This window comes from Desulfovibrio sp. UIB00 (assembly GCF_022508225.1).
In the GTDB taxonomy this organism is placed as follows: Bacteria; Desulfobacterota; Desulfovibrionia; order Desulfovibrionales; family Desulfovibrionaceae; genus Desulfovibrio.
The window spans coordinates 321895-335973 of record NZ_JAETXJ010000001.1; the positions used below are offsets into that span (position 1 = coordinate 321895).

Annotated in this window: 12 protein-coding genes; 8 read left to right on the forward strand and 4 right to left on the reverse strand. The window is 61.0% G+C overall.

Going from position 1 to position 14079, the window contains the following annotated elements:
* Window position 1: 1 nt before the first annotated feature.
* From JMF94_RS01405 to JMF94_RS01425, 5 genes are read left to right on the forward strand one after another with little or no spacing between them, the layout of a single operon-like run.
* Window positions 2-709: an ABC transporter ATP-binding protein gene (locus tag JMF94_RS01405; protein WP_240823434.1), complete on the forward strand. Its 708-nt coding sequence runs from the start codon at window positions 2-4 to the stop codon at window positions 707-709.
* Window positions 697-1374 carry a heme exporter protein CcmB gene (locus JMF94_RS01410; RefSeq protein WP_215646926.1) on the forward strand — a complete coding sequence of 226 codons (678 nt, stop codon included), beginning with the start codon at window positions 697-699 and terminating at the stop codon, window positions 1372-1374. Before JMF94_RS01405 ends, JMF94_RS01410 begins: the two co-directional genes overlap by 13 nt.
* Entirely contained in the window at window positions 1374-2057 is a 684-nt protein-coding gene (gene ccsA / locus JMF94_RS01415; RefSeq protein ID WP_240823435.1) for a cytochrome c biogenesis protein CcsA, read from the forward strand. The genes JMF94_RS01410 and ccsA overlap by 1 nt, the downstream gene beginning before the upstream one ends.
* A gap of 45 nt (window positions 2058-2102) precedes the next feature.
* Window positions 2103-2240 carry a CcmD family protein gene (locus tag JMF94_RS01420; RefSeq protein WP_022659954.1) on the forward strand — a complete coding sequence of 46 codons (138 nt, stop codon included), beginning with the start codon at window positions 2103-2105 and terminating at the stop codon, window positions 2238-2240.
* Window positions 2233-2910, forward strand: coding sequence for a hypothetical protein (locus tag JMF94_RS01425; protein ID WP_240823436.1), 678 nt, complete (start codon window positions 2233-2235; stop codon window positions 2908-2910). Before JMF94_RS01420 ends, JMF94_RS01425 begins: the two co-directional genes overlap by 8 nt.
* Window positions 2911-3041: 131 nt before the next feature.
* Here JMF94_RS01425 and JMF94_RS01430 read toward each other — a convergent pair whose 3' ends face one another.
* The 4 genes from JMF94_RS01430 to JMF94_RS01445 form a co-directional block, all read right to left on the reverse strand.
* The gene (locus JMF94_RS01430; RefSeq protein WP_240823437.1) at window positions 3042-5333 is read right to left on the reverse strand and encodes a hydratase; all 2292 of its coding nucleotides are present in this window, start codon (window positions 5331-5333) and stop codon (window positions 3042-3044) included.
* A 42-nt stretch (window positions 5334-5375) separates the two neighbouring features.
* The gene (locus JMF94_RS01435) at window positions 5376-6053 is read right to left on the reverse strand and encodes a LysE family translocator (RefSeq protein ID WP_240823438.1); all 678 of its coding nucleotides are present in this window, start codon (window positions 6051-6053) and stop codon (window positions 5376-5378) included.
* A gap of 195 nt (window positions 6054-6248) precedes the next feature.
* Complete coding sequence (gene icd, locus JMF94_RS01440; protein ID WP_240823439.1) at window positions 6249-7391, reverse strand: NADP-dependent isocitrate dehydrogenase; 1143 nt, start codon at window positions 7389-7391, stop codon at window positions 6249-6251.
* A 14-nt stretch (window positions 7392-7405) separates the two neighbouring features.
* The gene (locus JMF94_RS01445; protein WP_240823440.1) at window positions 7406-9247 is read right to left on the reverse strand and encodes a cache domain-containing protein; all 1842 of its coding nucleotides are present in this window, start codon (window positions 9245-9247) and stop codon (window positions 7406-7408) included.
* Window positions 9248-9453: 206 nt separating this feature from the next.
* Here JMF94_RS01445 and JMF94_RS01450 point away from each other — a divergent pair, with 206 nt between their 5' ends.
* The 3 genes from JMF94_RS01450 (at window position 9454) to thrC (ending at window position 13973) form a co-directional block, all read left to right on the forward strand.
* Window positions 9454-11604, forward strand: coding sequence for a ribonuclease catalytic domain-containing protein (locus JMF94_RS01450; RefSeq protein ID WP_240823441.1), 2151 nt, complete (start codon window positions 9454-9456; stop codon window positions 11602-11604).
* Window positions 11605-11756: 152 nt separating this feature from the next.
* On the forward strand, window positions 11757-12371 hold the full coding sequence (gene plsY, locus JMF94_RS01455; protein ID WP_240823442.1) for a glycerol-3-phosphate 1-O-acyltransferase PlsY: 615 nt from the start codon (window positions 11757-11759) through the stop codon (window positions 12369-12371).
* Between the two features lie 156 nt (window positions 12372-12527).
* Window positions 12528-13973 (forward strand): threonine synthase, encoded by a 1446-nt coding sequence (thrC, locus tag JMF94_RS01460; protein WP_240823443.1) that lies wholly within the window; start codon window positions 12528-12530, stop codon window positions 13971-13973.
* Window positions 13974-14079 lie beyond the last annotated feature (106 nt).

The window sequence follows — 14079 nt, forward strand, 5'->3', positions numbered from 1 at the left end:
CTTGCTGGAACTTGTGCGCGTTGCCAAGGTCTATGGCGTCAAGGTCGTCTTTAAAGACGTAAGCTGCGCTCTTGCTGCGGGCAGTGTCTCGCTGCTCGTGGGCGGCAACGGCGCGGGCAAGAGTACCCTCATGCGTATTATGGCAGGGCTTTCCCGCCCAAGCGCAGGCGCTGCCAACGTGGCAGATCAGGCCCGCGTGGGCTATCTGGGGCACGCCACCTTTCTGTATCCCGGCCTCACGGCGGTGGAAAATCTGGCCTTCTGGCGCGATGCCTACGGCCTCAAGCTGACGCGTGACGATATCATGGCAGGGCTGGCCCGCGTGGGGCTGGAAGCCCACGCTCACGAACGGGCGGCCGTGTTCTCGCGCGGCATGGCCCAGCGCCTCAATCTGGCGCGGGTGCTCATGCAGGCCCCGGACGTGCTCCTGCTGGACGAACCCGGCACAGGCCTTGATGTTGCCTCGCTGGCACTGCTGCGGCGTGAAATTATGGCAGCGCGGCAGCGCGGAGCCTGCGTGGTGCTTATCAGCCATGATCTGGCGGGCGATGCGCCTCTGGCCGACAGGCTGCTGGCGCTGGAACACCGCAAGCTGGCCTATGACGGCTCCCCCGCTGGCTTTGGCGGCTTTGCTCCGGTGGAAACACCGGCTGGTGCTGCCGACGAGGCTTCTGAACGCGCGCAGGGAGGCCCCGCATGCTGCGCCTGATGTTTGCCATGGCCCGCAAGGATCTGGCCCTCACGCTGGCACGTGGCAGCGGGCTGGTGCAGGCCTTGCTGCTCGGGCTTTTGCTGCTCTTTGTATTCAGCCTGTCGCAGGGCATTGGCGAGCGCATGGCGCCGCAAGGCGCTGCGGCTGTGTTCTGGATAAGCTCCGCCTTTTGTCAGGTGCTTATTTTCAACCAGCTCTATGCGCTGGAAGAAGTTAACAATTCCCGTCTCGGGCTTTTGCTCTGCCCCGCCCCGGTGCAGGCCGTATGGCTTGGCAAGGGCTGCGCGGGTCTTGCTCTGCTGGTGCTGGCGCAGGTTGTTTTTCTGCCTGCGGCGGTAGTTTTTCTGGGGCAGGAGCTTGGCGGGCCATTGCCCGAGGCTCTGCTGGCCCTTGTGCTGACGGATATCGGCATGTGCGCTCTTGGCTCCCTGCTGGGGGCGCTGGCGCAGGGGCAGGCCGCCCGTGAGTCTTTGCTGAGTATTGTGCTGTTTCCGCTGCTGACGCCGCTTTTGCTTGCCGGCATCAGCGTGGGGGCGCAGGCGCTCGGCGCGCCCAATCCGGATGGGCCAGGGGCGTGGCTCGGCGTTGCCGCAGCTTTTGACGCCGTTTTTCTGGGTGCCGGGCTTTTGCTGTTTGGATACATCTACGCGGGGGACGAGTAATGCCCAAGTGTTCGGCGTTGCCGCAGATTCTGGCCCTGCTGGGGGGCGTTGCCTTTGCCGCCTGTCAGTGGCTTGTGTTTGCCTATGCCCCCGAGGAAGTCACTCTGGGGCTGGCGCAAAAGATATTTTACATCCATTTGCCCATGTCGTGGTGGGCGTTGGTGAGTTTTTTTGTGGTGTTTGGCGCATCTGTGGCCTATCTGTGGCGGCGTAATCCCGCTGCGGACAGGCTGGCTGCCGCCGCCGCAGAAGTGGGCGTGCTGCTGGGCGGCCTTGCGCTGGTCACGGGCATGCTCTGGGCGCGCCGCTCGTGGGGCGTGTGGTGGACGTGGGATCCGCGCCTGACCACAACCCTGATCATGTGGTTCGTGTACGCGGGTTATCTGGTTTTGCGCGGGCTTGATCTGCCGCCGCAGCGCCGCAATACGGTGTGCGCCGTGGTGGGCGTGGTGGCCTTTCTGGATGTGCCGTTGGTCTTTATGTCGGCGCGCATCTGGCGGTCCATCCACCCGGCTGTTTTTGGCAGCAAGGGCGGCGGGCTGGAACCTGAAATGCGCGTCACCGTCATGGCCTGCGTTGCCTGTTTTGGTCTGTTGTGGGCGGCCCTGGTGTGGCTGCGCAAGCGTCAGCTTGATCTGCGCGACCGCCTTGACGCGCTGGCGCAAAATCGGCTGAGCGCCTGATATTTCGGCCCCTAACTGAAATCATTCACTCCACCCGGAGGAACTATGGATACACTGACATGGGTAATCATGGCCAATGCCGCCGTGTGGATTGGCATTGGCTCGTATATGGCTTTTCTGGCGGCTCGCCAGCGTTCACTGGCCGCGCGCCTTGCCCAGATGGAGATGCTTAACCATGACTGATACAACAAAAGGCAACCTTTCCGCCCGCATACTCATTATCGCGCTGGCTGTTGCGCTGGCTGTGATGCTTGGGGCCTCGCTCAAGGCGCGGTTCCAGAATCCGCATCTGACAGTGCCCGCCCGCCAACAGCAGGGCATGGGCGGGGGTGAAGCTGGCGAAGACGCCCAGACCGTGGGCAAGCTCATGCGTCAGGTGGCGGAAAACCCGCAGGATCTTGGCGCGCTTATTCACCTGATCGAGCATCTTGTGACCGCGCAGAACTGGGATGCGGCAGAAACCTTTGCCCAGCGCGCCGTGACCATGGACGTGAGCAATCCCAAGCCCCTGTATCTGCTTGGCGTTATCCAGCACAATCAGGGCCGCCACAAGGAAGCTGCTGAAGCCCTTGAGCAGGTCGTGAAGATCAAGGACGAAGCCTCGGTACGCTACAGCCTCGGCGTGCTGTACATCTACTTTCTTGAAGATCCCAAGCGCGGGGCGGAACACCTGCGCGCAGGCCTGACCGATGCCGCTGCCAGCGAAGAACTCAAGGCTGCCATCAAGCAGGAACTGGAAAAGGTCCCCGCTGTGGAAGAATCCCAGCCTGCCGCCAGCAAGCCCGATGCCAAAGCAGACGCAAAGGCGGATAAAAAAGCTGATAAAAAGGCAGACAAGAAAGCCGCCAAGTAAGCAGCTCTCTTTTAGCATATTACGTAAAAAGGCCTCTGTGGATTCCCACAGAGGCCTTTTGGTGCTTTGAATACGAGATAGGAGAATAAAAAATTTAGGGGGAGGGGGTCCCTCCCCCGTAAAACTCTCGCCTAGCTGTTGTAGAAGTTGATCAGGCAGCCATCGAGGATGATCTTGCGCTCGTCGCTGGTCAGTTCCTTGAGTGCGAGGCTGATCTGCTGAGCCTGCCCGCCTTCGCTGGCAACGTAGCCGGTGAAGGTGGGGTCGGCGTTTTGCACGGCGCTGCGCACGTTGGGCACCACCAGCCAGTCGCCGACTTTCAGGCTGTCGGCCAGCGAGGGATCAACGATAAAGGGCAGCATGCCCCAGTTGATAAGGTTGGAGCGGTAACGCTTTGTGGCGTACTCTACAGCCATATTGGCCCAGCCGCCCAGCACTTTCTGGCAGGAGGCCGCCTGTTCGCGGGCCGAGCCGTCGCCGGGCTTTACGGCAAAGATTGTGGAGCCAAGGCCCACCTGCTTGAGGTCGGCTGCGGCCTGCAATACATCAAGACCGCACACGGTAAAGAGCCCACGCGCCTTGGCAAGCAGTTCTGCATCGGCGGGATTGGCGAGGCGGGCGGCTTCCATGGCGTTAACAGCCTTGGCGCGGCCCACATAGCCGGGGTCTTTGCGGGAAAGCGTGTATTCCGCAAGTTTGAGCGGGTTGGAGCGCAGAGACGAAGTTTCGCCGGATGGGATCAGCTCGTCAGTGGTGGTGACCGGGTCGGTGATCACGCTTACCACCTGCAGGAGCAGATGTTCGGGCAGAGGGCTCATGCTCGGCCAGTCGGCAATGTTGGGGCCGCGTACAAGCTGGGCTTCGGGTTCTGCCTTGCCAAAGCCGTTGTACACGCGGCTGTGGTAGATGAGCGGCTCAAACGTGTAGGAAAGATCGACATTGGCCAACGCGGGCGCGGACCAGTCAAGCTCGGTCGCCGGGGTAAGGCGGCCGCCATTGGCCGCAGTGGCGGCGATGGAGCGGGCGTCCATGAGGGCCACCGTGGAAACCTGCCCGTTGGAAGGCTTGGAGCCTTCGCGGTTGGGGAAGTTGCGGGTGGTGTGACGGATGGAGAGCGCGCCGTGGGCCGGGGTGTCGCCCGCGCCGAAACAGGGGCCGCAGAAGGCCGTCTTCATCACGGCGCCTGCGAGCATGAGCTTGGCGGTTGCGCCGTTTTTGACGAGCGCAAGGCCCTGCGGTTCGCTGGCGGGGTACACAGCCAGATTGAAGGCCTGATTGCCTGTGGATTTGCCGTCCAGAATGGCGGCTGCCAGAGCGATATTTTCAAAATTGCCGCCAGCGCAGCCAGCAATAATGCCCTGATCCACCCACACGCCGCCGTCGCGCACCTTGGCGCGCATATTCAGGCCTTTGGCCGCATCGCCAAACTGGCGCTGGGCTTCGGCTTCCACTTCGGCCAGCAATTCGGCCCCGTGCTTGGCAACTTCGGCCACGGGGTACACGTTGCTGGGGTGGAAGGGCAGGGCGATCATGGGCACAATACGGCTCAGGTCAACCCTGATAAGGCCATCGTAACTGGCCGGGCCTTCAAGGCGCAGCTCGGCGTAGTCGCCAGCGCGGCCATGCATGGACATGTAGTCGCGCACCTTTTCGTCAGTGGTCCAGATGGACGACAGGCAGGTGGTTTCCGTAGTCATGACGTCAATGCCGCAGCGGTATTCCACAGAAAGCCCCGCCACGCCGGGGCCCATAAATTCCATGACCTTGTTCTTCACAAAGCCGTTTTTGAACACCGCGCCAATTATGGCAAGGGCCACGTCCTGCGGGCCAACACCGGGCCGGGGCGCGCCTTCAAGCCACACGACCACCTTTTGCGGGTTGGTCACATCGTAGGTCTTGCCAAGCAACTGCTTGACCAGTTCCGGCCCGCCTTCGCCAATGGCCATGACGCCCAGCGCGCCGTAGCGGGTGTGGCTGTCTGATCCAAGGATCATGCCGCCGCACTTGGTCATCATTTCGCGCACATACTGGTGGATGACCGCCAGATGCGGGGGTACAAAGATGCCGCCGTACTTGCGTGCGGCGGAAAGACCAAAGAGGTGGTCGTCCTCATTGATGGTGCCGCCCACCGCGCACAGGCTGTTGTGGCAGTTGGTCAGCGCGTAGGGAACGGGAAATTCCTTGAGGCCGCTGGCGCGGGCCGTCTGCACGATACCTACATAGGTAATGTCGTGCGAGGCCATGGCGTCAAAGCGGATGCGCAGCACGTTGTCGTCCGTGCCGGTATTGTGTGCCGCCAGAATGCGGGCGGAAAGGCTGTTCTTGCGGGCGGCTTCAATGTCCACGCCCTTGGCGCGGGCTTCTTCAGCCATGCGTATGCCGTTGGCGTCAATCACGACAGAACTGTTCACAATTTCGATCATGGCAGACCTTCAGGGGTTTGCGGGTCGCTGGCGCGACGCGGGTTAGCGAGCTTGCGCCGTGGCCAGTTTGAGGCCAAAGGCAATGAACACAAGGCCAGTGCAGCGCTGCATCCACTTCTGGAAGCGGCTGTTCTCAAAGATGTGCCGGACGCGGCCCAGCATATAGGCCAGCGGCACATACCAGAACAGACACAGGCCAGACATGATGCTGCCCAAGGTGAGAAACTGCGGGGCAAGCGGTGCGTGGGGATCCATGAACTGGGGGAGGAAAGTCAGAAAAATCAGCACAGCCTTGGGATTCAGCGCATTGGTCAGAAAGCCCTGCCCGAAGAAGTGCAGCCATTGGCGCAACGTCAGACGCTGCACAGACCGGGCGGGATTCGGCTCCTGAGCGGTTTTGACCACCGCAGCGCTTACAGGCTGGCCAGCACGTTGCCCGGCGCGTATGGCCTGAATGCCCAGCCACACCAGATAGGCCGCACCTACGTATTTGAGGATGCTGAACCACAGCACGGACTGTGCGATGATGGCCGAAATGCCCAGCATGGCGGCGGAGGTGTGTACGCAGATGCCAAGGGCCACGCCCACTGCGGCGGCCTGCCCCTGCGGGCGGCCATTCATGAGTGAAATTTTGGCAATGAGTGCAAAATCCGGCCCCGGCAACATTACCAGAATGGCGGCCATGGGTACAAAGAGCAGCAGATTGTCAAGCGAGATCATGGTGCAGTCCTTCATTCAGGCCAGAGCGGATGGGAGAAAAGGAGCGCCTTGCGGTTGCGCCCTGCAGTCGGTTGACCGCCGGGCCGCGCCGTAAAAACACTCCTTTTCTCCTCTTGCTCTTAAAGACATATCAGCGGCAGCCACGCCACACCCAATGCCGCTGCGGGCAGGGTGTCGGGGCCAGCGCTGCGCATGCTACAGATTCGCGCCGATGATGTCGCCGAATTCCACGCAGCCCACGGTGCGCGAACCGGGCACCTGAGCGGCGAGGTCTTCGGTCACGGCCTTGGCAGCAATGGCCTTGCTCACGGCATTGCGGATGCGCTCGGCGGCCTTGGGCACGCCGATGTGTTCAAGCATCAGCGCGCCGCACAAAATGACGCTGCCGGGGTTGGCCTTGTCCTTGCCTGCAATTGTAGGGGCAGTGCCGTGGGTGGCTTCGTAAAAGGCCAGGGTGTCCGACATGTTGACGCCGGGGGCCAGCCCAAGGCCACCCACCTGCGCCGCCAGCGCGTCAGAGATGTAGTCGCCGTTGAGGTTTGGCGTGGCGAGAATCTGGTACTGCTCGGGGCGCAGCAGGGCCTCCTGGAACATGGCATCGGCAATGCGGTCTTTGACCACCAGCTTGCCTGCCACGGGTTCTTTTTCCGTGCAGGTCAGGTCGCCGAATTCCTGCGCGGCCACATCGTAGCCCCATTGGCGGAAGGCGCCTTCGGTGAACTTCATGATATTGCCCTTGTGCACAAGGGTGAGGCTCTGCTGCTTCTGGTCAAGGGCAAAGCGCAGGGCGCGGCGCACCAGACGCTTGGAGCCAGCCTCGGTCATGGGCTTTATGCCCACGGCGGCGGCATCGCCCACCTTGTTCACGCCCAGTTCTTCGCGCAGGAAGTTAATAAGCTTGCGGGCCTCAGGAGTCCCGGCGGCAAATTCCACACCGGCGTAAACGTCTTCGGTATTTTCGCGGAAAATGACCATGTTGACGCGCTCGGGGTGTTTGACGGGCGTTTCAAGCCCTTCAAAATGACGTACCGGGCGGATGCAGGCGTAGAGATCAAGCCCCTGGCGCAGGGCCACGTTGAGACTGCGGATGCCCGTGCCCACGGGGGTGCCGAGGGGGCCCTTCATGGCAAGCTCTGCGCTGCGCAGGGTCTGCATGGTTTCTTCCGGCAGGGGAGAGCCGGTTTCTTTCACGGCCTTGTCGCCCGCCAGCAGCTCTGTCCACTCCAGATTGATGCCGGTATTCTCGGCAGCAAGGGCAGCTTCAATGACAGGGCGCGCGGCCTTCCAGATTTCGGGGCCAATGCCGTCGCCTTCAATCCAGTAGATTCTCTTGTTCATGGAATTTCCTTACCTTAGTCGTTGTCGCTGTCGTCAGCTGCCGCCACTTCCTGCTGGAGCGCACGCGCGCGTTTCAGGAGCAGTTCAAGCTGGATATCCACACCAATGACGCCCACGATGTTGTCCTTGTCATCCGTCACCGCGCATGAAACGGTGATGATGAGCTTGCTTGTAAAGTGCGACTGGTACACATCCATGATGTGCAGGTCGCCGGTTTTCATGGGCATCTTGAACCATTCGCGCTCCGAGAAATCGTAGCCGATGGGCAGCGCCTCGTAGGTTTCCCGGTACACAGGGTCGGTGATGGCCGAGCAGCGCAGCTTGCCCTGATCGTCGGTGAGGTAGCAGTACTGGATGAAGGGGTATTCGCGCACAAATTCGTCCAACCGTCCGCAGGCGTGTTTGCTGAAGTCCAGCAGATCCTTGCTGCGGGCAAGGCGGATGATGATGTTGGCCGAAAGTTCGCCAGCCAGCTGCTTCATGTGGTCGTATTCGGAGGCGAAGAGTTCGGGCATAAAGCGCTGCACAAGGGCTTCCATTTCTTCGTGCGAGAAGCTGGTGGTGCGGCCCGTTTCTTCGTACACGGCCATGATGGCATCGTATATCTGGCCCACGGCAGGATGCTTTTTGGAGACCTGCTGGTCGTTGGGCAGATTAAGGTTGGCGTTGATCCAGTAGGCAACGCCCGCGCGGCCCGTTTTGTCGGTAATGATGATGGGCACCGGGCGGCCAAGCAGATGCTTGGTGTCGAAAATGTTGTAGATCTCTTCGTTCTTGGCCAGACCGTCGGCGTGCACGCCCGCGCTGGTGGCGTTGAAGTCGCGGCCCACAAAGGGATAGTTGTGGGGAATGCGGTAGTTCAGTTCTTTTTCAAAGAACTCGGCAACTTCGCTCAGAATTGTGGTGTCAGCGGCGGCATCGTCGCCCGTAAGCGAGATGTATTCCACCAGCAGGGCTTCCAGCGGGGTGTTGCCCGTGCGCTCGCCAAAGCCGAACAGCGTGCCGTTGACCGCGCCGCAGCCGTAGAGCCATGCGGTAACTCCGTTGACCAGCACCTTGTGGAAGTCGTTGTGCCCGTGCCATTCAAGCCACTGACCGGGAACGCCGGCCTCGTCCGTAAAGCAGCGCACAATGCGCTGTACCGAGCGGGGCAGCGCCGCGCCGGGGTAGGGCACGCCGTAGCCCATGGTGTCGCACAGGCGGATTTTGACCGGCATGCCGCTCTCGCGCGAAAGTTCCATGAGCCGCTGGGCCAGGGGCAGGCAGAAACCGTAAATATCGGCTCTGGTCACGTCTTCAAAGTGACAGCGGGGGATGATGCCCCATTCCAGCGCCTGCTCGGCCATGCTCACGTACATGTCCATGGCCTGCTGGCGGGTTTTGCCCAGCTTGAGAAAAATATGGTAGTCCGACACGCTGGTGAGCATGCCGGTTTCGTCAAATTCCATGTCGCGCGCGAGCTTGAGGTCGTCCTTGGTGGCGCGTATCCAGGCGGTTACGCGTGGAAAGCGGTAGCCTCTGGCGCGGCATACATCAATGCATTTGCGGTCTTTGGCCGAGTACAGAAAAAATTCCGAAGCCGTGATGAGTCCGGTTTTTCCGCCGAGTCGGTGCAGAAAATCGAACATCTTTGCCACTTGCTTGACCGTATAGGGTGGGCGGGCCTGCTGGCCGTCGCGAAAGGTCGTGTCGGTAATGCGCATCTGATCTGCCGGTCGGGGGGACAGCAGAACCTCGTCAAACGAGGTGCGGCAAACGCTGGTGTAAGGGAAAAGCTCACGGTAGAGCTGCGGTTTTTCCGGCTCCTGCATGACCAGGGTACGGCTGCCTCCAGTTTGGTGAATAATGTTGCTCATTGGGTGTCCGCCCTGCTCGCGCTATGCGCGTGGTAAAAATTGTTGCCGTAAGCCGCTAATATAGCGGTTTACAGCCCTTGCGTCCAGTATGCCTAGTGCTACGCCCCCGGCGGCACTTGCCAGAAGACCAAAAATAAAGGAATGTCTTTGGCTGCAAGCGCGACGGTCTATGGGAGAGCGGACGCGCTTTTTCTGAAGGAGCGGGCATGTCTGATTGTGTGCGCTACCCGGCGCCGGGTTGCGTGGTGGAATATATGGAAGGCAATGCCGTGCAGATTGCCCTGGTCACTGAAGAGGTCGGGGGCAGGCTGCGGCTGCTGTTGCCCAACAGAAGGGAAACCCGGCTCAATTCTTCGCGCCTGCTGCCCTGGATAGGGCCCATGCACGGGGCGGATATGGGGCGGGAAGACGCGGTGCGCGTGCTTGAAACGCACAGGAAGAACCGCGAGGACATGGCCGCCCAGATCCCCGTTATGGACGTGTGGGAACTCGCTCAGGGCGAGGTGGAAGTAGCCCCGGCAAGCTGGTTTGCCGAGCTTTTTGAAAGCGATCCCACCACCGACCATGTGGCTGCCTATGGCCGGGCCCTGCTGGCCTGCAAAAGTCATTTCCGTTTTCAGCCTCCGGATTTTCAGGTTTTTTCAGCCGATATGGTTGAAAAACGCATGGCCGAGGAGAAAATCCGCCTTGAGCGCGAATCGCTCATTGCAGGCGGAGCCGCCTTTCTGCGCCTTTTGTGGGATGTTGCCTGCCGCAAGCGCGAGCTGCCCCAGCCCCCGCGTGAGGGTGCAGCCCTTGGCGAATGGCCCCCGCAGGAAGTGGCCGAGCGGCTGGAAGAAGTTCTTTTTTCCCGAATGATTGATCCTGAAAGTCAGGAATGGGAAAACATCTGGCGCACCCTGAGCAAGGGCATGCCTGATGTGCCGCATCTGCCCCTGCAACTGCTGGTGGCCTGGGGCAAGGTGCCGCCGCATTATAATTTCTGGCTTGACCGCGCGGGCTATGCCTCGGGCGACACATGGTGGCAGGCCTGCGCCGATGAGGTCGAATCCCTTGCCGCCGCAGGGCGCGATCCTCTGGCTGCCCTTGCCCAAAACGGGCAACAAAGTAGCCTTGATGTTTGCGATCTGCCCTGCATCAGCATAGACAGCGCGACCACGCGCGACGTGGACGATGCCTTTCATGTGGAGGCGGAGGGCGACGGATGGGCGCTGACCCTCATGTTGGCTTGCCCCTCGCTGTTCTGGAATTTTGGCGGGCCGCTCGACAAGATGGTGCTGCACCGGGGCACCAGCATCTATCTGCCGGAAGGCGACTGTCACATGCTGCCCGAAGTGCTGGGCACGGACGCCTATTCGCTGCTGGCGGGCCAGACGCGCCCCGCGCTGAGCGTGCTTGTGCATGTGGCGGCGGATGGCACCCTTGGCGAGTGCGAGATTTCGGTTGTGCAGACCAGCCTTGCAGCCAACCTGACCTATGTGGACAGCCAGGCCGTGCTTGACGCGCAGGCCGCCGGCGAACCCCTGCCGCAGAATGCGGCTACGCCCTATGCCGAACAGCTGCGTCTGGGCCTTGAGCTTGCCCGGCAGCGGCAAACTGCCCGCATTGCGGACGGCGCGGTAATTATGGACAGGCCCGACCCTGTCATTCGCCTTGAGGGCGAAGGGGCAGACGTGCGGGTGGAAGTGGGGCAGGATTATCAGGCCTCGGACGCGCAGATGCTGGTGGCGGAAATGATGATCCTTGCCAGCGCCGCAGTGGCCCAGTGGGCTGCGGACAAGGGCGTCGCCATGCTGCACCGCGTGCAGGATGTAGCCCTGCCCAGGGAATACGCGGGCATCTGGACAACACCGCAGGACATGACGCGCATCATGCGCGCGCTCACGCCCTCCGGCCTCGAGGTGCAGGCCCGGCCCCACGCGGCTCTCGGGCTTGCTCGTTACACTCCTGTGACCTCGCCGCTCAGGCGTTATCCCGATCTTGTCAACGAAGAACAGTTGGTGCATTTTTTCCGCACTGGCGCGCCGCGCTGGACAGAAGCCGAGCTGATTGACCTGCTCAACATGCTTTCGCCCGCACTGGACGCGGCGGGGCAGGTGCAACGCTTCCGTCCACGCTACTGGAAGCTGCTTTTCTTCCGCCAGAAGGGCGACAAGGTCTGGTGGAACGGCGTCATCACTGAAGAAAACGATGCTTTTATTACCGTGAGCCTGCCCGATCAGGGTATGTTTGTGCGCGGTAAAAGGCGGCTCTTTGACGAGCGTTCGCACCCCGGCCTTGCCGTGGATGTGCGCATCGGCAAGGTGCAGCCCCTGTATAATGAAATCATGATTCTGGAAGCTGTTACGGCAGGCTAGATCGGCCTTTCGCTTCCGTCGGGCGGCGTCCCAGCTTGGCATGCGCGCCAACAGGTATTTGCGCTGCCATGTAAGATTGTGTTTTTAAGAAGACTTTTGGGGTTTGCGGGCATATCTGCCCGTATTTTCAGAGGCTTGCAGCGGAGAATTATATGCTGGAAGTATTGTGGATTGCGCTGGCTTATGTGCTTGGCTCTGTGCCGTGGGGTCTTGTTATAGCCAAGACCTTTTGCCATCTGGACCCGCGCGAAAGCGGCAGCCGCAACACAGGGGCCACCAATGTGGCGCGCCTGTGCGGCTTTGGCTGGGGTGTGGCAACCCTTGCGTGCGACGTCTGCAAGGGCGCGCTGCCGGTGTGGCTGGCGTTCCGCATTAACCCCTCGCCCGTATTTGTCAGCATAGTGGGTTTGGCCTGCGTGCTTGGGCATGTGTTTTCCTGCTTCATGAAGTTCAAGGGCGGCAAGGCTGTTGCCACCAGCATTGGCGTGTTCATGCCCCTGGCTTTCTGGCAATTGCTGGCAGCTTCTGCCCTGTGCTGCCTGATCATCTGGCGCAGCGGCTTTGTTTCGCTTGGGTCACTGAGCCTCGTTGCGGCGCTGGTTGTGGCTCTGGCGGTTACAGGCCAGTGGATGTGGCTGCCTCTTTCCCTGTGCGTGCTGGCTGTGGTGGTCTGGAAACACAAGGAAAATATCGCGCGCTTGCGCGCAGGCACCGAAAAAAGCTGGCTCAAGGGCAAGCACGCTGAAAAGCAGGAAGATAAGGGATAGTCTGGCTTTCCCGCAGATTTCGGCAATGCTGCGGTCTCCTGTGCCGCCATTGTCACAGCCACAAGCGCTCCTGGCCGCAAAATGTTTTTGCAGACCGGGGGTGAGGATGGGGATTGCAAAGCCCCTTCCTGATGCCATTATCAAGGAGTTTCTCTCATGGCGCATGCGGATTTTCCGGCCTATCGCGGCCGCATGGAGTATGTTTGTCTTGACTGCGGCGCGCGTCATCCCGGCGACAGCCTGCTGTACACCTGCCCGCAGTGCGGCGGCGTGTTTCTGCTGGAAAACCTGGATTTCGACAAACTGAAAGAACGCAGCGGCGCAGAGTGGCGCGAGCTTTTTGACGCCCGCTCCGCCAGCCGCAGCACTGCGCTTCGGGGGATATTCCGTTTTTACGAGCTGCTTGCTCCTCTGCTGGACGAGGACGATATCGTGTATCTGGGCGAAGGCATCACGCCGATTATTGAAGCGGCCCCGGCCCTGCGCGACCGCGTGGGCGTGCCCTTTGCCTACAAGAACGATGGCCAGAATCCCAGCGCGTCCTTCAAGGATCGCGGCATGGCCTGCGCGTTCAGCTACCTCAAGTGGCTGTGCCGCCGCAACAAGTGGGACGAAGTGCTGACCGTGTGCGCCTCCACTGGCGACACCTCGGCGGCGGCGGCCCTCTACGCCTCGTATGTGGGCGCGCCCCTCAAGAGCGTGGTGCTTCTGCCCCACGGCAAGGTGACGCCCCAGCAGCTTTCGCAGCCCTTGGGCAGCGGCGCAACTGTGCTTGAACTGCCCGGCGTGTTTGACGACTGCATGAAGGTGGTCGAGCTGCTGGCAGAAAATTACCGCGTGGCCCTGCTCAATTCCAAGAACAGCTGGCGCATCCTCGGGCAGGAATCCTACGCGTATGAAACAGCTCAATGGTACGGCTGGGACATGACCGATCTGTGCCTCTTTGTGCCCATCGGCAATGCGGGCAATATCACGGCCATCATGTGCGGCTTTTTGAAAATGCTGGAGCTTGGCATCATTTCCTCGCTGCCCCGCGTGTTCGGCGTGCAGTCCGAGCATGCCGATCCGGTGTGGCGGTATTACGATGCGCCCAAGGATGCCCGCCACTGGCAGCCCGTAACCGTCACGCCCAGCGTGGCGCAGGCCGCCATGATCGGCAATCCCGTTTCCTTCCCGCGTGTGCGCAAGCTGGCGGAGATGTTTATCGAAAAGGGTGGCGAGGGGGCCTTCCAGGTGGTGCGCGTGACCGAACAGCAGATCATGGACGCCATGATCGTGGCCAACCGTCACGGCCACATTGCCTGCACCCAGGGCGGTGAGTGCCTCGCGGGCCTTATGAACGCCAAAGCCCTTGGCCTGATCAGCGACAAGGAGCATGCCGTGCTTGACGCCACAGCCCATGCGCTCAAGTTTGCTGGTTTTCAGGACATGTATTTCAACGACTCCTTCCCGCCGGAATATGGAGTGACGCCGGACAAAAGCCTGGCTAACAAGCCGGAACTGCTCTTGCCCGAAAGCGCTCGTCAGGGGCGTGAAGTGGCCGAATTCGCCCGCATGGGGGCGGATGCTGTGGCCGGACGACTTTCTTTGCAAAAAAAGTAAAGTTTATAATTTAGAAGCCGATAATCAAAGAAGCGGCAGCGCAGATCTGTTGCGCTGCCGCTTCTTTTTTGCTGTGCGGTATGCCGCCCCTGCTCTGGTACGTAGA